Here is a 22,233-nt window from a genome sequence, read left to right as displayed (position 1 = left end):
GGATGGCGCGAACTAGGACATCCGATGCCCGTAAAAGGGACACGCGGGAGAAGATCGAACTCGGCGGCCTGATCGTCAAGGCTGGTTTGCGATACGAGAAACGCGCGGTTCTTCTCGGAGCTCTGGTCGAACTCAGTTCCCGGCTGAAAGCAGACGAAGGCGAGCGGACGCGGTTGATCGCGATCGGGGCGGAGGCCTTCGGCGATGAAGGCAAATAGGATTGCTCTGGCCGGCGCCCCGTTCGTGCTCATGATGCTGGCCGTCATCGGCATGGTCGGGATCGAGCAATGGCTGTCGGCCTTCGGCAAGACGGAAAGCGCGAGGCTAGCGTTGGGTCGGGCAGGCATCGCCGCGCCCTATATCACCGCCGCAGCGATCGGTGTTATCGTCCTGTTCGCTAGCGCCGGCGCGACGAGCATCAAATTCGCAGGCTGGGGCACCGCCGCGGGAAGCATCGCGACGGCCCTGATCGCGGTGATGCGCGAGACCACACGTCTTGCCGCGTTCGCTGGGCAGGTTCCGACGGGCAAATCCATCGCTTCATATCTCGACCCCGCGACGATCGTCGGTGCGGCCACGGCACTGATGGCCGGATGTTTCGCGGTGCGCGTCGCGCTGATCGGCAACGCCGCCTTCGCGCGAGCCGAGCCGAAACGCATCCGCGGGGAACGGGCTCTCCATGGTGAAGCCGACTGGATGAAAATGCAGGACGCGGCAAAGCTCTTTCCCGAGACCGGCGGCATTGTCATCGGCGAGCGCTATCGGGTCGACAAGGACAACATGGCAGCGCTCGCGTTCCGTGCCGACGACCCGGAAACCTGGGGCGCCGGGGGCAAGTCGCCGCTCCTGTGTTTCGACGGTTCGTTCGGATCCTCTCATGGAATCGTGTTCGCCGGATCGGGCGGTTTCAAGACGACGTCGGTGACAATCCCGACGGCGCTCAAATGGGGCGCCGGCCTTGTCGTGCTGGACCCTTCGAACGAGGTCGCGCCCATGGTGCGCGAGCATCGTAACGGCGCTGCGCGCTTCATTCGCATCCTTGATCCAAAGGAACCGGAAACCGGGTTCAACGCGCTCGACTGGATTGGCCGGTTCGGCGGAACCAAGGAAGAAGATATCGCCTCGGTCGCGTCATGGATCATGAGCGATAGCGGGGGCGCGCGCGGCGTGCGCGACGATTTCTTTCGTGCATCGGCATTGCAGCTGTTGACCGCGCTGGTCGCCGACGTCTGCCTGTCCGGTCACACCGAACAGGAGAACCAGACCTTGCGTCAGGTTCGCTCCAATCTTGCCGAACCGGAGCCGAAACTGCGGAAGCGGCTGCAGGAGATTTACGACAATTCGAACTCGGATTTCGTGAAGGAAAACGTCGCCGCTTTCGTCAACATGACGCCGGAAACCTTCTCCGGCGTCTACGCCAACGCGGTCAAGGAAACGCATTGGCTGTCCTACACCAACTATGCCGCTCTCGTATCCGGTTCGACCTTCTCGACCGACGCGCTTGCGGATGGCAAGACCGACGTGTTTATCAACATCGATCTGAAGACATTGGAGACGCATTCCGGCCTGGCACGGGTGATCATCGGCTCGTTCCTCAACGCGATCTACAATCGTGATGGCGCGGTAAAGGGCAGGGCGCTCTTCCTGCTCGATGAGGTGGCGCGGCTCGGCTACATGCGCATCCTGGAAATCGCCCGCGATGCCGGCCGCAAGTATGGCATCACGCTCACCATGATCTACCAGTCCATCGGTCAGATGCGCGAAACCTATGGCGGCCGCGACGCCGCGAGCAAATGGTTCGAAAGCGCGAGCTGGATTTCATTTTCCGCGATCAACGACCCCGACACCGCCGACTACATCTCGAAGCGTTGCGGCATGACCACCGTCGAGATCGACCAGCTCAGCCGCAGTCTTCAATCCAAAGGATCGTCGCGGACCCGGTCTAAACAGCTCGCACCCAGACCGCTAATCCAGGCGCATGAGGTTCTGCGCATGCGCGCCGATGAACAGATCGTGTTCACGGCCGGCAACGCGCCGCTTCGATGCGGCCGAGCGATCTGGTTCCGGCGCGATGACATGAAGACTTGCGTCGGAGCGAACCGGTTTCACAAGATCGGGAAAACGCTTGAAGCCTGATCAGCCGGCGCCCAGTGCAACGAGCAAGGCTGATCGAGGACAAAGAAGAATATCGGAGAAATCAGCATAGCGCCGACCGACGGTCGGGATTTCGGGAATTCTCGTCGTGCAAGAAGCGGAAACAGCGCAGCCGCAGGAGCCTCAACTGAGTTACCCGAAGGGGAGGCGGGACCGACTGCGCCCGCACCTCGCACACCGCTTGATCGTCCCCCATCTGCTGGCGGCAGCCGAGCTTTCCATGAACGCAAATCAAACCGGGGCCGACATAGGTTGAGGCAGATCGAAGAGGAACAGGTAGTGGCGAAATCGAATGTCGTTGTGTTCCGACGGGTGCGGAAGTCCAGAAGCAGGCATGATCAACACGGTGCGTGGAGAACGTCGCTCCGAACGGGACGGAGCGGCCTTCTCAAACTTACGACGGCGATCTTCTGGGCTACGACGACATTCAGCAAATCATCACCGATGTGAATCAATTCATGCCCATCGATTCATAAGTGTCGTTGGACTGAATTACCGAGATCGACGATTCTGGGCTCATGATCTCGCAGCCCTACCACCTTTATGTCGAACGCTCCGATGCCTCGAAGAACATGGCCCGCTACTATGCCATGTCGATCGAACCGAACTTATTCGGCGACGTCAGTCTGCTGCGGAAATGGGGCCGCATCGGAACCAAGGGCCAGATGATGGTCCACCATTTCGGGAGGGAAGAGGAAGCGGTCGGTCTCTTCCTCGATCTGCTCCGGCAGAAACGAAAGCGCGGCTATAGTCCGCGCCCCTCGATGTCGATGTGAAAAAACCGCCGAAGCTGGGCAGAAAAGCCCATCGGCGGCGGTTCCAGTCCGTTCGAAGGTCCCCTCGCTCTCGACGAAGAACGAGATCTTGATGGCAAGTTTCAGGCCGAGCTTTCCCTCGCGAAAGAAGTGGCATTGCCGACCCGCAAATGCCGCTGGGCACGCATTTTTTGACGCTCCATTCGATGAACACGGCCGCAGGAAGGGCAGAATGGCACAGCGTCACACTTGCGAATAGACTGTCGGAGGACTCGATGAAGCGGCTTGGGCTCACCAGGCGGCAAGCGCACGGACTTCATCACGCTTAGGCGCGACCAGCCTGTCCATTCGGAGCCCTCGGTCAAAATCGCGAGAGGCGGCCACTGAGCATGCGAATGGTTTGAGCATCCGCATTGGCAAAGGCAAAACGGAGATAAGCTTCCTGACCCTCCCCGAAATAGGCGCCAGGCACACAGAGAACGCCGGCGTCGCGCGCGAGCGCTTCGGCGACTTCGGTCGAATCCCGCCGGTCGAAGGGATGACGTACGAAAGCGAAATAGGCGCCAACCGCGCCAAGCTTCCATTTCGTCACCCGTGCCATCGTGAGGCGAAGGGTTTCGGCCCGCAATGCGATCTCCCGCCGGTTTTCCTGCCGCCATGCGGCTAAGCGCGGAAGAGCCTTTGCCACGGCCGCCTGAGGCGCACGAGGCGCGCAGATCTGCAGGTTGTCCATGATTTTTGCGACCTGGCTCACGACCTGCGGCCCCGCCGTGATCGCTCCGAGCCGATGGCCAGGGATGCAGAAGGACTTGGAGAAGCTGTAGAGGCCGATCAGCGTATCCTCCCATCCGTCCTTGGCAAAGAGCCCGTGCGGTTGGCCGACACCTTCGGGCAGGAAGTCACGATACGTCTCGTCAAGGATCAGCCAGATCCCGCGCCCCTTGCAGAGCTCAAAAATCTCCTCCATCAGGTCGGCGGGATATACGGCGCCGGTCGGGTTGTTGGGCGAGACGATCGCCAGTGCCCGCACATCAGGCGTGATTGCCGCGGCGAGCGCGGCTGGGTCCGGAAGGAAACCGGCTGCCGGATCACAGGCTGCAAACCGGCTTTTGATCCCCAGCATGGCAAGGGTCGTTTCCTGATTGAAATAATAGGGATTGGTCATCAACACTGCGTCGCCCGGCCCGGCAACCGTCATCGCCGCACAAACGAAGGCCTGGTTGCAGCCTGCGGTAATATGGATGTTGGCAGAGCCGATAGGGGCGCCATAGACCTCGCAGGCGTGAGCAGCATAGGCTTGCCGGAATTCCGCCTCGCCTTCGATCGGCCCGTAGCCGGTGTACGCGGCTGAAGCAGCGAATTCCCCGAGCAATTTCAGCATTTCCGGGTGGACCGGATAGCCTGGTACGGCCTGAGAAAGATCGATCAACGGCCCGTGCCGCCCGTCGTAGGATTTTGCCCAGGCGAAAACGGAAGGGATCGGAGGCGGTACCAATTTGTCGACGAGCGGATTGAAGGGCGGCATTGGGTTTCCTGTGGTTCTATCCGAGTTTAGGCCCGAGATTTTCGTCTCTGCACCTGCCCTGCGCGCCTTTGACCGGGCGCCGAAACAGGCTGAAAGCCTTCCTGACCGGAACGGCCGGCGCGCGTCCTGAGCAAGGTGCGGGCCGAGGTCTGGGGTTCGGGCAAACTGTCGGCTTGAAGCGAGGCGAAGAGCCAGTCGATGAAGACCTTGGCAATGGGAGCCGCCCGAACCTCATGGCGGCAAGTGACATAGAAGGCGTCATTCGCAGGCACGGTGAGATCGAAGGGAACGATAAGCTCCCCCTTGGCAATCAGGTTCCCCGCGGTGATCGTGTCGCCAAGGGCAATCCCCTGACCGTGCAGCGCAGCTTCAGTCGAAAGTCGCGCATCGCTCATGAAATGCTGCTGACCGCGGCTGAGATCAATCGCGTCTGCCGCGGCAAGCCACGTGTTCCACTCCCGTCCGTCGTCTCCATGAAAAAGCACGTGGTCGGCGAGATCGCGCACGGATCGCAATGGCCGGCTGTTGACCAGAGTGGGGCTTGCGATCGGAAAGAGACGCAAATGGCTCCAGAGCCGTGTCCAGAAATCGGACCAATTGCCGTCGCCATAGAGGATGCAGATATCGACATCCCTGGAATGAAGCTGACCCGGATCATTGGATGCAATCAGCGTCAGCCTCACATCCGGATATTGCTCGGTGAAACGGTTGAGGCGCGGTATCAGCCAGAAGGACAGCAATGCCGGGACGCAGGTAACGGTCAGTTCACCGCTCGTTGCCGGTCGTTTCATCAGCGCCGTGGTCGCAGCGATTTCGCCAAAAGCCCGCGTAACGGCAGGCAAGAGCAGCGCACCTTGCGCAGTCAGCTTCAGCCGCTTGCCGCCGCGCTCGAAGAGCGCAGCATTCAGCGACTCTTCCAGTGCCCGGATCTGATGACTGACCGCACCGTGCGTGACGTTCAGTTCGCGCGCAGCTGCCGAAACGGAGCCGCGACGCGCCGTCGCCTCGAAAGCACGCAAGGGGTTCAGGGGTGGCAAACGATCGGACATCCAACTTCCAGGGGATATTTCATGTGAATTTTTCTCACATCAATTGCTATAACAATGTCAATTGATTTTCTATGGGCTTTACAATGATAATGGAAAAACAGGGGCAAGGCCCTAGAGACGGATTCAGATTTGAGGTCAGATCGACCTGAAATCTCAATCCGTCTCCCGATCAAAAAATCAGAGCGGAATGTCGCCCGAAAACCGAGCACACTTTTCGGCATTCCGTTCTGGGGAACAACATTCTTACAGGCGGCGCGGCTAGCGATTTTCCGCACGCTCCACCGATGCAGAAGGGAAGCAGGAATGGCATTCGACAACGGCAAACTGCAGGCGTTGAGGGCAAAATATGGCGAGGGCCATGGCGGCGAGCTCTTCGATGCCGCCTTCCGCAAGGTCGCCGACAAGATCTTTTCCAAGACTGGAACGCGTCTTGCCCCCTATGCCGGCGTGCCGACCTTCCTGACCGCCCCTTACATGCCCGTCGATGCCGATAATCCTGATTTCGGCAATCTGCAGGTTGCGATCACCGGCGTGCCGATGGATCTTGGTGTTACGAACAGGCCGGGCTCGCGCTTTGGACCGCGGGCGCTCCGTGCGATCGAGCGGATCGGTCCCTACAATCACGTGCTCGGCTGTGCGCCGGTCTTCGATCTGCGTGTGGCAGACATAGGCGACGTGCCCTTCGCGAGCCGCTACCGGCTGGAAATGAGTCATGACGATATCGAGCGGCGGATCGGCCAGATCGTTGATGCCGGGGTCGTTCCCCTTTCGGTCGGCGGCGACCATTCCATCACCCATCCGATCCTGAAGGCGGTTGGGAGGAAGGAACCGGTCGGCCTGATCCATATCGACGCCCATTGCGACACCGGCGGCGCATTCGACCAGACCAAGTTCCACCACGGCGGACCGTTTCGCAACGCCGTGCTCGATGGTGTGCTCGACCCCACGCGCACGATTCAGATCGGCATCCGCGGCTCGGCCGAATATCTTTGGGAATTCTCCTATGAGTCAGGCATGACGGTGATCCATGCGGAGGATATCCCGGGCATGGGCATGGCGGCCATCATTGAGAAGGCGAAGGCCATCGTCGGCAACGGCCCGACCTATCTTTCCTTCGACATCGACAGTCTTGATCCGAGCTTCGCGCCAGGAACGGGGACGCCGGAAGTGGGAGGCCTTTCAACGCGCGAAGTTCTGGAACTGATCCGCGGCCTCAAGGGCATCAATCTCGTCGGCGGCGATGTCGTGGAAGTCGCGCCGCAATATGACGCGACAACGAACACGGCGCAGGCGGGTGCACAGGTATTGTTCGAGATCCTGAGCCTGATGGTATTCAGCCCTTTCATCGCGGCAAAGGCGTAAAACATAGTAACAACAATGTGGGAACTGGCCGGGATGGCGAAAACGCCGGTCGGCAAATAAAGGAGAGAAGAAATGAGTGACATCCTCAACACGAGCATGAGCCGGCGCGCCCTGCTAGGCGCCGGTCTTGCCGGCGCCTCGTTGCTGGCTATGCCGACGGTCCTGCGGGCGCAGGACAAGTCGTTGAAGGTCGGCGTGTACGGCGGCTATTTCAAGAATAGCTTCGACAAGAACATCTTCGGCGACTTTACCAAGGCGACCGGAATCGCGGTCGAATCCGTCGCCGAGCCGACTGGCGAAGCTTGGCTGGTACAACTCGAGCAGGCCGCCAAGGCTGGACAGGCACCAGCGGACGTCTCGATGATGTCGCAGGTTGCCATGCTCAAGGGACAGGCGACCGAACTCTGGACGCCTCTCGATACAGCAAAAATCAAAAATTCGTCCGGGGTCATCGATCGCTTCATCAACAAGTATCCGGATGGCCGCGTGGCAGGCATCGGCGCCGTCGCATGGTACATTACGCTGGTCACCAACACCGATGTCTACAAAGACGCGCCCACGTCATGGGCGGCGTTTTGGGATCCGGCAAATGCCGACAAGCTCGGCCTGCTGGCGCTCGTCTCCAATTCCTTCCTGCTGGAGGTCACGGCCAAGACCTTCTTTGGCGGCACCAATGCGCTGGATACCGAGGACGGCATTCTGAAGGCCTTTGAAAAGCTCGCTGAAGTCAAGCCGAATGTCCGGCTCTGGTATCGCGATGAAGCTCAATTCGAACAGGCTCTGAAGTCCGGCGAAATTCCGATGGGTCAGTATTACCATGACGTCACGGGACTTGCAGCCGCCGACGGTTTCCATGTCCGCTCGACCTTCCCGAAGGAAGGGGGCATTCAGGATTCCGGCTGCTGGGCGCTGTCGCGCGCATCCAAGAAGGCAGAAGAGGCGCATATCTTCATCGACTATATGTGCCAGCCGGCGATCCAGGCGACCTTGTCGCGCAAGGTCGGCACGGCCCCTACGGTCATGCGCGATCTGCTCGATCTCAATGAGAAGGAATTCGCCGCCGTTTCCTCGGACATCGAGCCGATCACGCCGCGCTATGATCTCTATCAGAGCAAGTCCGACTGGCTGAACCAGAAATGGACGGAACTTATCGCCGGTTAAGCGACGATTGACGGGTCGCCGCCGCAGGACGGCGACCCTTTTACCGGAGAGATTTGAATGTCTGGCTTGGCGTTAAACAGCGTCTCGAAACAATTCGGCACGTTCACTGCCGTCGATCATGTGCAGCTCACCGTGCCGCACGGAACCTTCGTCTGCATGCTCGGCCCGTCGGGTTGCGGAAAGACGACCCTGCTGCGGATGATCGCCGGCCTGGACACGCCGACCAGCGGAGCAATCCTCATCGATGGGGCCGACATTACGCCAGTTCCGACGCACAAGCGGGATTTCGGCATGGTATTTCAGTCGCTTGCGCTTTTCCCGCATCTGACGGTCGGCGAGAACATAGCCTACCCCTTGCGCATCCGCGGCGCGGCAAAGGAAGCGCAGAAAAAGCGGGTCGACGAGTTGCTTGCGATGATCGATCTTACTGGCTATGCCGGCCGACCGGTCAATAAGCTTTCGGGTGGCCAGCGCCAGCGTGTAGCAATCGCGCGCGCATTAGCGATCTCGCCGAGGCTCTTCCTGCTTGACGAGCCGCTCTCGGCGCTGGACGCCAAGCTGCGCGAAGCCATGCAGGTGGAGCTGCGCCAGCTGCAGCAGCAACTCGGCATCACCACGATCGTTGTCACCCATGATCAGCGAGAAGCCATGACCATGGCCGATACGGTCGTCGTCATGAATGGCGGCCAAATCCGGCAGGCGGCAAGCCCCGTCGAGATCTACCGGCGCCCCGCCGACCGCTTCGTTGCGGACTTCATCGGATCGACCAACCTTCTCGCCGTTGAGAGCGATAGCGCTGGGCGGACGGTCGTGCTTGGCCACCCAGTCGAGGGGGTGACAATTCCAGACGGGCTGACGAAGGCGACCCTTTCCGTACGACCGGAAGACGTGCACCTGACGGGGCCGGGAGCCGGGAGGATCAACGGCAAGGTTGCCTTCATTCGCGATCTCGGTGGCACGATCGAAACCTTTGTTGATATTTCCGGCACACGGGTGATTGCTGTTTCCACTCCCCGCGAGCGGCCAAGCGTCCATATTGGTCAGGAGGTCGGCGTGACGCTTTCGCCGGATGTGTGTGTGGTGCTGAAGCAATGATACGCGAACCGCCTCAGACGCTCCGGGACTACGGGCCGCTTGCCTTCCCGGCAGCAATGCTGACGATCTTTTTCGTCATTCCATTCGGCACGATGATTGCGGTCAGCTTCTTCCAGCGACAACAGGGCGGCTTTTACACGCCCGCCTTCGTCTTCGATAACTACGCACGATTCTTCAGCCTCTTCTTCGGCAAGGTGCTCGGCTTCTCGCTCTTTCTTGCGGTTTCGGTTGCCGTCTGCTGCATCGTTCTCGGAATCCCATTCACGTATCTGCTGACCCGTATGAGCCGGAGAGCCCAGATCCTGTGGCTGATCGCCTTGCTTTCCATTCTGTCCCTTTCCGAGGTGATCATAGGCTTCGCCTGGTCAACGCTCTTTTCGCGCACGGCAGGCATTACCAATCTGCTCGTGATGCTCGGTGTGATGAAGCAAGCCGTGGCCCTGACCCCGGGCTTCCCGGCCGTGTTAACCGGAATGGTCTATCAGGCACTGCCCTATACGATCCTCGTACTCTATCCGGCCTTGGTGCGTCTCGATCCAACATTGACCGAGGCGGCGCGCACACTCGGTGCCTCACCCGTCAAGTCCTTCTTCACGGTCGTCATTCCAGCGCTCCGCAACACGATCATCGCCACGCTGATCATGGTCTTCATCTTCGCGCTCGGCTGTTACCTTCTGCCACAAATTCTCGGCCGACCACAGCATTGGACGCTGTCGGTCCTCATTACGGACCAGGCGATCTACCAATCGAACATGCCGTTTGCAGCTGCCATGGCTGTATTCCTCGTGTTGGTCGCGGTCGCCCTCGTCGGCCTCACGATCTTGATCGGACGCAAAGGAGCGGCGGCATGAACCTCTGGCATCGTCTCTTCTTCTTTTTCATCGGCTTGTTCCTTGCAGCGCCGATCATTGTGGTCGCAGGCGTCTCTATCAACGAGAAGCAAAGCCTGACTTTCCCGCCGCAGGGTTTCTCGCTTGCCTGGTACGGTGAGATCTTCCTGGATCCAGAATGGCGGAGCGCCTTCTTCGCATCGCTGGCACTCGCCATTCTTTCCGCTGCCGTTGCAGTGCTGATCGCCCTGCCGCTGGCCTGGTTCCTGTGGCGCCGCATTGCGCCATGGGCGAACATATTCCAACTTCTTGGCATTGCGCCCTTCACGCTGCCGCCTGTTATCACGGCGCTCGGAATGCTTACCTTTTGGGCGACTGTCGGCTCTTATGGCCAACCATGGACAGCAGTCATCAGTCACGCCATTTTCTTCGTGACCCTGCCGCTCGTTACGATCTCGCTCGGGTTCTCAGCGATCGATCGATCGCTAGTGGAGGCGGCCGCGACCATGGGCGCCGACGATAGCACGGTGTTTCGCACCATCGTCATGCCGCTCATTCTGCCTTACCTTGTTTCCGGCTATGCCTTCGCCTTCGTGCTGTCGCTCAACGAGTATATCGTCGCCTACATGACCGTCGGCTTCACGCTCGAGACGTTGCCGATCAAGATCTTCAACGCGTTGCGCTATGGCTACACGCCGACCATGGCCTCTGTAACGATCCTGTTCGTGGTCGTGGCAGCGACGGTGTTCAGCCTCGTCGCGCGCTTCGGCGATCTGCCGAAATTGCTCGGCGCCATGTCGTCCAACGAGAAATAGGAGCCGGGACGATGAAACTCGCCGCTCTGCAAATGCAAGCCGTATGTGGCGACGTTGAAGCCAATCTCACACGCATTGAAGATGCGGCTCGTAAAGCAGCCGCTAACGATGCGGGAATGCTGGTCGTGCCGGAACTGGCAGTTGTTGGATATGGGGCGGGTAAGGCTTTTCGTCGTCTTGCCAGCGAGGCGAGTGGCGAGATCCCTGACAGGCTCGACGCGATCGCCCGCGAGAACGGTATCGCCATCGTTGCGGGCTTCGCCGAACGGGTCGCCGGGACGATCTACAACAGCGCACTTTTGACGGATGGTAGGGGGACGACTGCCCTTTACCGCAAGTCTCATCTCTACGGCGATTATGAACGGACCTGGTTTAAGCCAGATTTGCCCTCGTCTCAGATCACGTCGGTCAATGGTATCAAGCTCGGCATGCTGATCTGTTATGACGTGGAATTCCCCGAAAACGTACGGCGATTGGCACAGGCCGGCGCCGATCTCATCGTTGTGCCCACGGCCCTCCCGAGGGGTCACTCAGGTACCATGATTGCCGAGCATATGATCCGTGTCCGTGCCTTCGAAAACCAGGTTTTTGTGGCCTATATCAATCATTGCGGCGCCGACGATACATTCGCCTATGCCGGGCTGTCGCAAATAGCCGCGCCTGACGGCAACCTCCTAGCGGAAGCGCCGGCCGAAGGCGAAAAGCTGCTTTTCGCGACCATTCGACCGCAGGATTTTGCCCGTTCGCGTGCTGAAAACACATATCTCGCGGATCTGGTTCGGAACTAACCCTGTCGCGTGAAAAGAATGCACGCGACAGGCCTTAGCTCATTGTTCTTATGCATGTCGTAGCCGCAAACCGCTGCACATTTTTACGCGACATGCTTTAGAGGGAGGAGCTGCAGCGCGGCGGGAAAGATTCTGGCGGCGCCAGGTTGCGTCGCGACGAACGGCCGCAACAACCCCGATGAGAGATGACGGCATCGTCGAAAGGAGAGGGCAGCTAAGAGCTGCTCAGCATGGCGCTTCGTCCATCCGCGTGTTCACGAACAGTGCACCGAGAGGATGTCACTCTGAGCGTTCAATTCGGATCAAATTGAGAGGCCGCCTTGGCCGCCCCTCGATGAATCGGACTGCAACTGCAGGATCGGTCATGATCCTGACCACCAGGTGTGGACGGCGCGCGCTGCGTGAACGCCAATTCCGGTTTGGCGTGCGATGTCCTCGAGGATCGGCGCCAGTGAGCCGAGTTCGTCCTCGGTCAGGGAGATGAGTTCCGGATAGTCGATATCGACGCCAGTGTAGTCTGCCGTCAAAGCGATGACCCAATTGCCGCCGTTGATCCGATATTCGTGCGTGTCGAAATCGATTTCGAGCTCGTCCAGCAGGTTGATGGTAAAGCGTCCGAAAATCTCGGTCTCGCCTTCCAACTGGAGTTCCGCGAACTCATCGTCGGCTGCGATAACGCTACGCTCCAGCGCCATAATCACCCGCAGGCGGTCAATTCCTGCCTCCAGCCCGTCGACCAGGCGGTCATGAAGCTTTCGCGAGAAGTCGGTATCGCAGCCGAAGCGGTTTGCGAGGACCACAAGCCGGAAGCCGGCAAGCTGGGTGTAGAGCATGAGGTTCTGATCGGTTGTCATAATGTGATCTCCTTCAGTTGATGACGGGGATCGGCCACTCCTCAAGCAAAAAGGGGTCAGGGATCGCGGAACGCGACTTGCAAGCGGGGGAACCGATTTCTCCAGAGCGAAGTCGTAGCGCAGCAGCGGAAAAATTGGGGGAGACCGCGTCGTCCTTGACGCCGGATTTGCTGGAGTACGGTCGGACGGCAGAGAGAGAAGAGACCCGCGGACCCAAAGGGGACGCGTCCGTTTCCGGCGTGAGCCGGCAGGAGTGTCGAGGGATGAAATCCCTAACAGCCGGCCGGTCGATCCGGCAGACCGGCTCATCAGACGCAAAAAAAGAGCCTCCTTCAGAAGGGCGGCTCAACTTCGATGACACCCTCCTGTTCGGCAAGCATGACGGCGAGATCCGCCTGAGCAAGCTGAAGCTCCGCCTCGATCTCGCGACGCTCGGCAGCGTCCAGCATATTGTTAAGTTCGGCACGCAGTTCCTCGATGTGCTCTTCGATGGTCATCGCCTCATCTCCTTGGGTTCGTAAAAGACGACGACGCGGGGCTGTGGCGGGATGACGGGGTCAGGGATCGCGCAAGCGACCGCTGGCGCGGCGAACGGGGGAGCCGATTTTCTGGTGGCGGTCTGTGGCCGCCGCCGGAAATTGGCGGAACCGTTCGTCCTTGAGGCCGCCATCCCGCCACAGCACAATTTGGCTATCTGAGCAGACATTTCCCGTTCCGTATGGCACCAGAAAAGCCGGTAGCGGGCTCGATGCCCGCTGCCGCTTTGCCAATCGGGCGTTGGGCCCCGCCTTGGTGAGCGGGGCCGTTCCCGATCTCAGTCCCGGTTGGGGCGGGACCAGATCAGCTGGTAACCGTCCTCGCCTTCGACTTCGGTAAGGGTCGCGTAGATCGGGGCCGGAAAGCTCGGGTCGTCCAGCTTGACCGAGAGATAGTCGCGGTCCGTCTCAGTGGAGCGCTTCTGCCACGCGGCGCCGAACTCGACATTGCCGGCAAAGATTCGGTAGTGCGGCCCCTTGTCGGAGGGGTTCTCAACGCGGGCGATGCGGGCCTTGACGTTGAGAGCGAGGGTGCGGATCGAGCCGTTGAAGCCGGTTTCGGTGGTGGTGAAGTTGCCGATGGTTGCCATTGTCATATTCCTTTCGTTGGTTTCGGGCCGCGCCCTTCGCGGCCTCGATGGCTGTCGCAAGGATCGGGGACGATCGGACCGCACCCATAGGGCCGGAACAGCGTGGAGGGCGGCAAGTCGCAAATTTGTTAGTTGGCGAGGAATGGCGGCAACCTACCCCCACTCGACCTGGCGAGTGGGGTAGGTTGCGACAGGGGTCAGAAAATTACGACAGGGCGTTGCGGGAGAACGATCGAGGCGAAGCCGCTCTCCGATCAGACATGCCTCATCGAGCCCGCGCAGGACGCGCCGGCAACAGCGGTAGAGGGAATATGATATGGCGGCCTCGTTACCACGCTCCGCACCGGAACCTCTGACATGACGGGCCGTTGCACTGCCTCAAGTCACAGCATCAATGCGGGCATGACGATCAGACCAACCGACCGGTTGCCCCCTATCGCCCACGGGATATCGTGATCACTTGAATCGTCGCCTGGAGATTCATGCGTCAGCAGACAAAGCCGTTTATCGTCGAAATCAGGCAGTCTCGAAAACTTGAAAGCGACCGACCGGAAGACCTCGATCTGTGGCAAGCTGGACTTGGCGCGCCTGATCAGGAATTGACCACAGAATGACAGCCGAAACAGTTTTCCGTCGTTGGCGGCGACAACGCTTACCGATGACGATCTGCTGCTGCTGAAGCTCTGGTATAGCGTCGGATCCATCCTTTCTGCGAGCGACGCAAGCGGCTGTTCGACACGATCGGCCAAAATCCCGATGCCGATATCGTCAGGGAGGACGATTATCTGATTGTGGATATCGCCCGGGCAAGGCAGCAACTGAAACGTTGAACCACACTCCCTCTACCCGAACGATTGCCGCCTTCTAAGGTCCGTCGGGCCACTTGAAAGTAAGTGAAATTTACATTACTTTTTACCGACTATACTATGGAGCCCCTCATGCCTTCAGTCGCTCTTTCTATGAAGGGCCAGGTTACCCTTAAACGCGACCTGCTTGCCCATCTTGGTGTGAAACCCGGAGAACGGATCGAATTTGAAAAGCTGCCTGGCGGCGAGTTACGTATCCGGGCTGTCCGGGCGACCGGCACGATCGGGAATTTTATCGGACGGCACGCCGGAAAGTCGAAGAAGGCCCTGACCATCGAGGAAATGAACGAAATCGCGGCTGAGGGCTGGAGCGACGACGCGTGAAAATCGCCGTTGATACGAATGTTTTGGCGCGAGCGGTTTTGCAGGACGATCCGAAGCAGGGCAAGGCAGCGGCAAAACTTCTTGAGGAAGCCACGCTGATCGCCGTTTCATTGCCAAGTCTTTGCGAGTTGGTCTGGATCTTACGGCGTGGCGCAAAGCTGTCCAAAGACGATATCGCGCAGACAATCCGTGATCTTCTAGCCACGGCAAATGTCTCGATGGACAGGCCGGCCGTGGAGGCGGGCCTGGCCGTCCTTGAGGCCGGAGGCGATTTCGCAGACGGCGTCATCGCGCATGAAGGAGCGTGGCTTGGTGGGGACACGTTCGTGTCTTTCGACCAAAAAGCAGTTGATCTACTAAACGGTCAGGGCCGGGAAACGCTCCTTCTGACATAGATATGCTCACCACGGATGGCGGGACATACAGGCGTCAGCGTTCTGATCATGGCGGGCCGGTAGCGCCGCGGCAATCCAAGCGAGCATAACACACTTTTTAGTTGCGAATCGCATAAATAATCGGATTTATGGAACTTGAGGTGACCAGGACATGCCTTGTTGACGCAGCGGATGATTCTGAAGCTCGAAGCTTGGGCCGATGATCAGGAAAGCATCGATCGGACCCCGGCGAGATGGCGTCGCGATCCAGACGTAACCCTCGCCATATTGGGTGGCAATATAGATGGGTGATTTTGCATTATCACCCAGCTTTAGCCGCAATCTGTTGACCAGAAAATCGATATTGCGGTCGGAGGAATCGGAGTTGAGCGATCTCATCCAGCAGACGGCTGCGAGTCATAAGCCGTTGCGGATTGCTGGTGAAAGCAAGCAGCAGGGCGCGCTCGTTTCTGGTGAATTGGATAGTCTGCCCGTTGCGATGGGCAAACATGCAAGCTTCGTCGATTGTCAGATCTCCAAAATGGAGACTTTTTGCGTTGCCTGTATCCGCAAATGAAATCATGTCAATTCCAACCGCCTGACCGGCGATCACCGCAAGTCGGGCGATCGAGCGGCTTTACACCAAACTGAAGCTGCAAGGCTATAAACGAGATTGCGCGAAACGATATACGTCGTTTGACAGAAGCGACCGCCTGATCTCACGATAGATGGTCGATCGGCGACGGCCAAGTTGACGGGCCATTTCGTTGACGGGAACTTTTGCCGCCACCAGCTGATGTAGGCGTCGTCGGTCGGCGAGGGCAAGCTGCGTATAGCATTGTGAGTTCATGCTGAACCGCGACTTTTGTGCTCATCAAGCTAACCGGCATGCCTGATCTGTGCGAGCAGTTTCTTGCGAAAGACTTCGGCCGGTGTTCGGTAGCCGAGGCATTTGCGTGGTGTCTCGTTGAGACGGTTGCAGATGTTGATCAGATCAACATCCGTGACCGACAATGGATCGACCTCTCTCGAAAGCCATTTCCGTACCCTACCATTGGTATTCTCGACGGTGCCTTTCTGCCATGGCGATTGCGGGTCGCAGAACCAGGTTTGGGTGCCAATGCTCGCCTGGAGATAAGGCCAATCCGTGAACTCCGTGCCACGGTCGAAAGTGATCGAGCGACGGGCGAGATGGGGTAGGGTCTTGAGGGCGCGTATGAGACCATCCATGACCGGGCGTGACTGACGGTCGTTGTTGCGCAGGAAGATCGCAAATCGACTAACGCGTTCGACGAGCGAAGTCACGTTGGCCTTTCCGAACTTCTTGCGGAACTGGATCAGATCACATTCCCAGTGCCCAAACTGCTTGCGCTCAGCGACGGCGTCGGGGCGGCGCAGAATGTTCAGGTCCGAGCTAAACCGTTGACCGTGTTTGCGTCTGGCATGTCTTGGCCTGCGTCTGGCGCGACGCTCTGGCAGATGTCGCCAAAGCTTGATCGCCTGGCCGTCTGCTGAATATGCGAACTTGTAGATCGTCTCATGGCTTACCGAGATTGGATGGTGCTCCAGACGCATCCGCCCAGCAATTTGCTGCGGCGACCAGCCGTGTACGATCCGGTCGATTACCGATTCCCGGACATGTGAGAAGCGCGCGAGCTTCCGCAGCTTCGAACGACGATCGCAAGCGGTCTGATGTGCCGTCACACAATAATAACCGCTGAGGTCAGGTATCTGCTTGTCGACAAACATGTTGCGCCGGATCTCGCGGAAGATCGTCGAACGATGTCGTCCGAGTTTCTCTGCAATGACGTCAACACTGAGCCCAGCTGACCTCCAACGGGCAATCTTACGGCGTTCGTCCAAGCCAATCTGAGAGTAGGTGCGTTGCATTGCGCCTTCCTTGCGAGTGATAACCCATTGGGATCACTAGCAAGTCGCACTTCATCCTTGAACCCACCGAAGTCGATTGCGAAGCCTCTTGCGCCGCGGGCCGTTCCACATATGAGGTTGTACAGGCCCGAGAACCGGGCCGGTAATTGCTATGGGCTCAGACCGCGGATCCGCTACCAAGAAGAAATTCGACGCCACTCGAATGAACGATTGACAAAAAGCCTGACATGAAAGGAATCGAACTCTCGTCGCTGTATTTATCTTCGCCGCCTCTAATCAAATCAATTGCTTGGCTTTCGAAGCTGGAGACGACCTATTCTCCAACGGGAAGTTCGATTTCTTCGCGGTTCTTTTTTGCCCCCTCGACCAGGACCATCTTGAACCGATCGGCATCTTGTGCCGACAGCATTCCCGCCCCGATTCGAATAGCATCTTGCCATGCTGGCCCGCGCTCCCAGGCTTCCTTATAGACGAGCGCCAAATCAGCAGATCGCCTTGTCTGCTGAAGGGCTTCAAAGAGCAGTGCAGCTTGACGAACGTCCTTCTCACGCTTTGCCAGCCCCTGCCCGTCAGTGTGCCGGCGGCTGGCGACTATTAGCTTGTGGACTGCATACCGGGAGGGATCGGGGACGACGACTGGGATACCACTTCGGTGGAGCAGCATTGTCCTGACGGGTTCTCTTATCAGGAAGTCGAGAAAGCGTAATGGATCCGCGCTGGCGCCACCAAGGGCGGGCATCTTCGCTGGCTGGTCGATGTAGTCATCCGAACCACGGTTCGACGTCAGGAATTCAACCCGGTAGCCGTCGGCGTTCTGAAAGGCCGATGAGGCCGCTGACCCCGATCGATGCGGAACTGGCCGGAAACTGGCGTCGACGCCCTGCAGCAGCTCAACGATCGGAGGCAGACTGTCTTCAACCTCCCGGCTGATGGCATAGTCCTGGGCGATATCTGCATCGCCGGTCAGGATCGCACCCATGGGAAGGCGGACCCCTAGCAGTCCTGAATAGCACTGAAAGGCGACCGTGCCGATGAGAACGCCCCGGAGCCGAAAAAGACCTCCGTCGGCAAGAGCCTCGACGATGTCGCCCGACATGGCGTCAGGGGCGATCATCCCACCTTCGCGAGTTAGGGTATTTACCAAGCGCCTGCGAGCGCGTAGATCGTCCTTGTCCCGCTTATGATCAGCTACGCGCTGCGCGATGTCCGGATCATCAGCAGAGCCGACGTAACGACGTTTCGTACCACCATGCCCATCTGGAATGTCGAAGTACCAGTACTTGCGCCCCTTGATGTTCGCCGGCGTGAATCGACCCTCTGGAGGGAAATCGGCCGTCCACGCGGCGTCGAGCGAGCGCTGACCCAGCTCGGCGAGCATCGTCTGATACATGAGGTCGATGGACTTCATTAGCTTTGACTCGGCGTTATACTGTTTTCCAAAAACAGTATAACGATTAGAGGATAGGCACAAGGTTCCCAAGCGCCGGGTCAAGGCAAAGCTGCGAGCCGACCGGACAGAGCCGATCCAAGCCGTCGGCCCCGACCAACCTCACTCTGCACGAGGCGCGCTGGATATCAACGTTCCGATCTCCTGCGGTGACGTTGCGGTGTTTCCTGGAGATGTGCTGGTCGGTGACCGGGACGGCGTCATGGTCATCCCAGCTCATCTCGCCGAGGAGCTTGCCGACGAGTGCACCGAAATGGAAAGCTATTTCTGACCTAGATTGCTCGCCACGGGGAAAGCGAGCCGAAATACCGGTCTTCGATTCGCGTCAGACACGTGCGGGTGAGATTCGCGCTTTTCTGATCTCAGACTCTCGGGAAAGTCGCCGAGGCTAGTGTACGCAATTTGTCGTTGTAAATCGCGTAATCTGTCTTATGGAACTTCCAGGCGGTTTGTTGGCTGTTGCTTTGTAGAACTGGAGCAAAGATCGGATTATTAGGAAGGAAATGCGCCCCGAATACAGCAACCCAAAACCGCTGGAGCGAGCTCAAAACTGGATAAAACCTGGGGCAAGGTCAATGGGGACCTAACGAGCCAATGTGTTCTGATTTCTCGATGCCGCCATTTCTCCTAAAGCCTCTGTTGGCTCTCTCGTCCGCCGCATTTTGTGTTTCTGTTTTTATCGCGTATCCACTGCTGGGCAAATAAGTGCTCTATCGCGACATCGAGCGCATCCGCGAGGCTGTTCGCCTTGCCGACCGCAGCCATATGGCGGAGCTCACCCAGCAGTTGGAGCTGAAACGGTCGCTCTCGCGCACGAAGACGTTGGGACTGAGGATGTGGTCTGTCCTGAGACATCGAGGACAATTGGCCGATTAGCGTGAGCTTTCCATGGCCTGCCGAAGCGCTACGTTAATGCGGTCCTGCCAGCCCGGGCCATCTTCCTGAAAAAAGGCCAGGACATCACCATCGATCCTGATGGAGACGGTCTCGGTTGCGACAGGAACCTTGCGCCGCTCGACGGCGTCTGCGAGTGTCTTCTTGACCGGCTTGAACAGCGCTTCTGCGGCGTCCAGCGGATTGACGGGCCGACGGAGTGTCGTTGCCATTGGATGTCTCCTTTAGTCGGTTGGTGAAGGCGAAGGAGTGGGGGCCAGGGCAGAATCGGTTGCCTCTGGCTTCAGCGTGTCAACTATCGGAGCACCTTGAGCCGACTGCGAAGGCGCATCCTTCGTTGGCACGTTTCGCGATGCACGGAGAAATTCTCGCTCGCGAAGCACCGTGAGATACCGGCGACGCATCTCCGCTGCCGTGATGGCCCCGTCGATCCAAAGTTCGACGATAGAGGTAGCATCCGCATCGAGAGCGAAGCCGCGAGCCCTCCAACGCGCCACAACGCGATCGGCGATTTCTCGTCTTCGGTTCACTGCCCCTCGCACGCTTAGCCCGATATCATCGATAACACCCGCAGGGGGCGAAAAGTAAGAGCCTCGATTAGGCGTCGAGGCTCTCGGCATATCACTTATTCATTGCATCCTTGAGCGCCTTGGCCGGCTGGAATGTGAGCTTCTTGGCAGCTGCGACTTTAATCGTCGCCCCGGTCGATGGGTTGCGTGCCTCGCGCTCGGGGGTCGCCTTGACCTTAAATTTGCCGAAGCCCGGGAGCGAGGTCTCGTTGCCGGCAAGCGCTGCTTCGGTAATCGAGGCGATGACGGCCTCGACGATTGCCTTGCCCTGGACCTTCGTCAGGCCGTGCTCGCCAGCAATCCTGTCCGCGATTTCGTTGGTGGTAGTCATGATATTCTCCGCATCATAGATAACGCGAAATCCCTGACATCGGACGTGATCGTTGTCATGATGCAGCTGCGAACTCGGGAGTTCCCCTGGCAATGTTTCCACAGCTTCCGATCGATTTGCCGCCGCCGGCGTGTCTTTTGATCCGCCAGCGGCAGCGAAGTGATCCGGGGGATCCGGCGCCACTGGTGCGGCGAAGTGGAGCGGTTTCCCTCACGTGCGGTCGTCGGTGTTATGTTTGCGATGCGCCAGCTTCTCACTATATTTTCGCAGCTTGCTTTATGACCAAATGATCCTATATGATGTCTCACATGAGCAAGGAGTGTCGCTATGTCATTTACGGCTTATTCCGATGTGGCTCGGCTGTTAGGAATACCATCTCCTACCAGATCCGGTGCCGATGTTTCGCCGCTGCGCCTGATTGAGCGCATCGAGGGGGGGCTTCCAGTCGAGAGCTTGCTACGGATAGCAAATTCGCTCGCTCCCAACGATATCAAGTTCATTTATAACGTGGTTCCAAGAGCCACGTTAAACAGGCGTAAAGCCCAATCGGGCAACAAGCTTTCTGCCGATGAAGGTGCAAAAGTCACCCGCATTGCTAGGGTCTGGTCCGCAGCGGTCGACGTTTGGGGTTCGGAGGAAAGTGCACGCGCTTTCTTGTTTCGGCCACATGCGATGCTTGAAGACAAAAGACCGATTGATCTCGTCATTCAAAACGAACTCGGAGCGGAAATGGTTCTCGATATTCTTGGCCGGCTGAAATACGGGTCCGCCGCTTGACGGCTCAGGTCCTGGACAGAACGCTTCTGACTTATCGCATCGGCGATCCGCGCGGCGCCTATCCCATTTTTGACGCAACCGGCTCGACAATTGCTCCCGGTCGGTGGAATACGCCCGCAAGCCCAATCATCTACACGAGCCTGCAGTACTCGACCGCTCTCCTGGAGAAACTGGTGCACGGGTCCGGCGCACTGCCACCGAACCAACACTATGTCGAGATCACCATAGCGGCAGGGGTGTCCTATGAAGTGTTTTCAGAGCCTGCTTTGCCGGGGTGGGATGCAATTCCGCCGCATGTCAGTAAAGTGTATGGAGAGACATGGGTGAAACAGGCGCGCAGCGCTGTCCTCTTGGTTCCGAGTGTGATTACCCGGATCGAGCAGAACGCCCTCATCAATCCAGCTCATCCCGAGCTTCGCAGTATTGGTGCGAGCCTACATCGGCCTGTCTTCTGGGATCGGCGGTTGTTTGGCTCGTAATCTATTGGGCGGGAATCGGACGAAGGGATCGTTCGCTAGGAACGATCAATCTCACCTGTCGAAAGGCCTTTTCCCCAGCAAATCGAAAGCGGATCGGGAGCCTTTTTATATTCCAATTTGCAGCTGGGCAGGTTGGCTCGAGGCCCACCCGCGAAATAACTCCAAGGCACTGAAAGCTTATACGGGCCAAGTTCGACTGCGAATCTACGCATCGCATCCAAAGCAGGCTTCGGATTGACGCTAGAGTCGGATTCGAAAGGATCAACGCGTGGCGGGATCTCACCCACTGCAGAGCATGTCATTGCATACGTGGGAAGTGCTCCCAGACCTAAGGGCCTCGGCGTTACGGTTGCATCTCCAAGAGAACCTGATCCAGAAGGCGCGAACTTGGGCTTACAGGCTCGCGGTTATCCCGCCATCGACATAGAGAATATGGCCGTTGACGAATGACGAGGCGGCGCTCGAAAGACGTCATAAGGAGAAGCGAAATCGACGGAAATCCGGGCTCTGACGGAAAAGGTCCCTTCCGCTACCTCGGTAGCCAAGGAAAGGACATCGTTGCGACGGAAGCTGCCGGCGGGGTGGTGGAACCAATCGGTGTTCCTATTGGCGGTAAGGGTCAAGTTCTTATCGCCGAGCAAAACCGTACCGTGGCTTTCGCCGCGGACCTGCATCTTATTTAAGTTCATCTACGACTTCCGATGGCTTGTAACATGGACTGCTTACTGAAAACGGCGACGGTTCAGTTTTCCAGAAGAACGGCGCGTG

At 58.5% G+C, this 22,233-nt stretch carries 25 protein-coding genes and 3 pseudogenes; 17 read left to right on the top strand and 11 right to left on the bottom strand.

From position 1 onward, the window contains the following. Positions 1-2: 2 nt before the first annotated feature. The 3 genes from traD (at position 3) to JNB85_RS19385 (ending at position 2,930) form a co-directional block, all read left to right on the top strand. Positions 3-218, top strand: a complete 216-nt coding sequence (gene traD / locus JNB85_RS19395; RefSeq protein WP_132589857.1) for a type IV conjugative transfer system coupling protein TraD — start codon at positions 3-5, stop codon at positions 216-218. Next, positions 205-2,136, top strand: coding sequence for a Ti-type conjugative transfer system protein TraG (traG, locus tag JNB85_RS19390; RefSeq protein WP_220335930.1), 1,932 nt, complete (start codon positions 205-207; stop codon positions 2,134-2,136). The genes traD and traG overlap by 14 nt, the downstream gene beginning before the upstream one ends. A 536-nt stretch (positions 2,137-2,672) precedes the next feature. Then, a complete protein-coding gene (locus tag JNB85_RS19385) occupies positions 2,673-2,930 on the top strand; it encodes a WGR domain-containing protein (RefSeq protein ID WP_220335929.1) in 258 nt (85 codons plus the stop codon). 340 nt (positions 2,931-3,270) lie between these two features. Here the strand turns inward: JNB85_RS19385 and JNB85_RS19380 are convergent, their stop codons facing one another. Further along, complete coding sequence (locus JNB85_RS19380) at positions 3,271-4,434, bottom strand: aminotransferase (protein WP_220335928.1); 1,164 nt, start codon at positions 4,432-4,434, stop codon at positions 3,271-3,273. 26 nt (positions 4,435-4,460) lie between these two features. Continuing rightward, entirely contained in the window at positions 4,461-5,483 is a 1,023-nt protein-coding gene (locus JNB85_RS19375; RefSeq protein ID WP_220335927.1) for a LysR substrate-binding domain-containing protein, read from the bottom strand. A 303-nt stretch (positions 5,484-5,786) separates the two neighbouring features. Between JNB85_RS19375 and speB the strand changes: the two genes are divergently transcribed. The 6 genes from speB to JNB85_RS19345 all read left to right on the top strand — a co-directional run bounded on the left by speB (position 5,787) and on the right by JNB85_RS19345 (position 11,534). Next, entirely contained in the window at positions 5,787-6,845 is a 1,059-nt protein-coding gene (speB, locus tag JNB85_RS19370; RefSeq protein ID WP_220335926.1) for an agmatinase, read from the top strand. A 72-nt stretch (positions 6,846-6,917) separates the two neighbouring features. Then, positions 6,918-8,006, top strand: coding sequence for an ABC transporter substrate-binding protein (locus JNB85_RS19365; protein ID WP_222858714.1), 1,089 nt, complete (start codon positions 6,918-6,920; stop codon positions 8,004-8,006). Between the two features lie 57 nt (positions 8,007-8,063). Further along, entirely contained in the window at positions 8,064-9,101 is a 1,038-nt protein-coding gene (locus JNB85_RS19360) for an ABC transporter ATP-binding protein (protein WP_220335925.1), read from the top strand. Continuing rightward, the gene (locus JNB85_RS19355; RefSeq protein ID WP_220335924.1) at positions 9,098-9,952 is read left to right on the top strand and encodes an ABC transporter permease; all 855 of its coding nucleotides are present in this window, start codon (positions 9,098-9,100) and stop codon (positions 9,950-9,952) included. The genes JNB85_RS19360 and JNB85_RS19355 overlap by 4 nt, the downstream gene beginning before the upstream one ends. Continuing rightward, entirely contained in the window at positions 9,949-10,746 is a 798-nt protein-coding gene (locus JNB85_RS19350; protein WP_220335923.1) for an ABC transporter permease, read from the top strand. The genes JNB85_RS19355 and JNB85_RS19350 overlap by 4 nt, the downstream gene beginning before the upstream one ends. Positions 10,747-10,757: 11 nt before the next feature. Further along, positions 10,758-11,534, top strand: a complete 777-nt coding sequence (locus tag JNB85_RS19345; protein ID WP_220335922.1) for a carbon-nitrogen hydrolase family protein — start codon at positions 10,758-10,760, stop codon at positions 11,532-11,534. A gap of 362 nt (positions 11,535-11,896) precedes the next feature. On the opposite strand, the gene JNB85_RS19340 is transcribed toward JNB85_RS19345, so the two are convergent. From JNB85_RS19340 to JNB85_RS19330, 3 genes are all read right to left on the bottom strand, one after another. Then, complete coding sequence (locus tag JNB85_RS19340) at positions 11,897-12,388, bottom strand: hypothetical protein (protein WP_220335921.1); 492 nt, start codon at positions 12,386-12,388, stop codon at positions 11,897-11,899. A 332-nt stretch (positions 12,389-12,720) separates the two neighbouring features. Next, entirely contained in the window at positions 12,721-12,885 is a 165-nt protein-coding gene (locus tag JNB85_RS19335) for a hypothetical protein (protein WP_220335920.1), read from the bottom strand. A 317-nt stretch (positions 12,886-13,202) separates the two neighbouring features. Then, positions 13,203-13,514, bottom strand: coding sequence for a DUF736 domain-containing protein (locus JNB85_RS19330; protein ID WP_220335919.1), 312 nt, complete (start codon positions 13,512-13,514; stop codon positions 13,203-13,205). A gap of 482 nt (positions 13,515-13,996) precedes the next feature. Between JNB85_RS19330 and JNB85_RS31280 the strand changes: the two genes are divergently transcribed. The 4 genes and pseudogenes from JNB85_RS31280 (at position 13,997) to JNB85_RS19315 (ending at position 15,099) form a co-directional block, all read left to right on the top strand. Continuing rightward, on the top strand, positions 13,997-14,128 hold the full coding sequence (locus JNB85_RS31280) for a hypothetical protein (RefSeq protein ID WP_476748514.1): 132 nt from the start codon (positions 13,997-13,999) through the stop codon (positions 14,126-14,128). Positions 14,129-14,165: 37 nt separating this feature from the next. Further along, positions 14,166-14,335: pseudogene (locus JNB85_RS31275) on the top strand (DUF433 domain-containing protein); the annotation flags it as partial. A gap of 117 nt (positions 14,336-14,452) precedes the next feature. Beyond that, on the top strand, positions 14,453-14,704 hold the full coding sequence (locus JNB85_RS19320) for an AbrB/MazE/SpoVT family DNA-binding domain-containing protein (RefSeq protein ID WP_037095306.1): 252 nt from the start codon (positions 14,453-14,455) through the stop codon (positions 14,702-14,704). Further along, positions 14,701-15,099 carry a type II toxin-antitoxin system VapC family toxin gene (locus tag JNB85_RS19315; RefSeq protein ID WP_220335917.1) on the top strand — a complete coding sequence of 133 codons (399 nt, stop codon included), beginning with the start codon at positions 14,701-14,703 and terminating at the stop codon, positions 15,097-15,099. The genes JNB85_RS19320 and JNB85_RS19315 overlap by 4 nt, the downstream gene beginning before the upstream one ends. 126 nt (positions 15,100-15,225) lie before the next feature. Here JNB85_RS19315 and JNB85_RS19310 read toward each other — a convergent pair whose 3' ends face one another. Next, on the bottom strand, positions 15,226-15,477 hold the full coding sequence (locus JNB85_RS19310; RefSeq protein WP_220335916.1) for a winged helix-turn-helix domain-containing protein: 252 nt from the start codon (positions 15,475-15,477) through the stop codon (positions 15,226-15,228). Here JNB85_RS19310 and JNB85_RS19305 point away from each other — a divergent pair. Beyond that, positions 15,464-15,655 (top strand): hypothetical protein, encoded by a 192-nt coding sequence (locus JNB85_RS19305; RefSeq protein WP_220335915.1) that lies wholly within the window; start codon positions 15,464-15,466, stop codon positions 15,653-15,655. The genes JNB85_RS19310 and JNB85_RS19305 overlap by 14 nt on opposite strands. 129 nt (positions 15,656-15,784) lie before the next feature. On the opposite strand, the pseudogene JNB85_RS19300 reads toward JNB85_RS19305, so the two are convergent. The 3 genes and pseudogenes from JNB85_RS19300 to JNB85_RS19290 form a co-directional block, all read right to left on the bottom strand. Then, positions 15,785-15,928, bottom strand: a pseudogene (locus JNB85_RS19300) (helix-turn-helix domain-containing protein); the annotation flags it as partial. A gap of 29 nt (positions 15,929-15,957) precedes the next feature. After that, positions 15,958-16,968 carry an IS30 family transposase gene (locus JNB85_RS19295; RefSeq protein WP_220335914.1) on the bottom strand — a complete coding sequence of 337 codons (1,011 nt, stop codon included), beginning with the start codon at positions 16,966-16,968 and terminating at the stop codon, positions 15,958-15,960. Between the two features lie 313 nt (positions 16,969-17,281). Continuing rightward, positions 17,282-18,376, bottom strand: a complete 1,095-nt coding sequence (locus tag JNB85_RS19290; protein WP_220335913.1) for a nucleotidyltransferase family protein — start codon at positions 18,374-18,376, stop codon at positions 17,282-17,284. A 116-nt stretch (positions 18,377-18,492) separates the two neighbouring features. Here JNB85_RS19290 and JNB85_RS19285 point away from each other — a divergent pair. Next, positions 18,493-18,680 (top strand): annotated as a pseudogene (locus JNB85_RS19285) (RraA family protein); the annotation flags it as partial. Between the two features lie 607 nt (positions 18,681-19,287). On the opposite strand, the gene JNB85_RS19280 reads toward JNB85_RS19285, so the two are convergent. Both JNB85_RS19280 and JNB85_RS19275 read right to left on the bottom strand, forming a co-directional pair. Beyond that, the gene (locus tag JNB85_RS19280) at positions 19,288-19,521 is read right to left on the bottom strand and encodes a BrnA antitoxin family protein (protein WP_220335912.1); all 234 of its coding nucleotides are present in this window, start codon (positions 19,519-19,521) and stop codon (positions 19,288-19,290) included. Positions 19,522-19,930: 409 nt separating this feature from the next. Further along, positions 19,931-20,209: an HU family DNA-binding protein gene (locus tag JNB85_RS19275; RefSeq protein WP_220335911.1), complete on the bottom strand. Its 279-nt coding sequence runs from the start codon at positions 20,207-20,209 to the stop codon at positions 19,931-19,933. Between the two features lie 327 nt (positions 20,210-20,536). Here JNB85_RS19275 and JNB85_RS19270 point away from each other — a divergent pair, with 327 nt between their 5' ends. Further along, entirely contained in the window at positions 20,537-20,986 is a 450-nt protein-coding gene (locus tag JNB85_RS19270) for an antitoxin Xre/MbcA/ParS toxin-binding domain-containing protein (RefSeq protein ID WP_220335910.1), read from the top strand. Further along, positions 20,983-21,465, top strand: a complete 483-nt coding sequence (locus tag JNB85_RS19265; protein ID WP_220335909.1) for an RES family NAD+ phosphorylase — start codon at positions 20,983-20,985, stop codon at positions 21,463-21,465. The genes JNB85_RS19270 and JNB85_RS19265 overlap by 4 nt, the downstream gene beginning before the upstream one ends. The last annotated feature ends 768 nt before the right edge of the window (positions 21,466-22,233 follow it).

This window comes from Rhizobium mesosinicum (assembly GCF_019511345.1).
GTDB classification, from domain to species: domain Bacteria; phylum Pseudomonadota; class Alphaproteobacteria; order Rhizobiales; family Rhizobiaceae; genus Rhizobium; species Rhizobium mesosinicum.
This window is presented reverse-complemented; position numbering and strand designations above follow the sequence as displayed.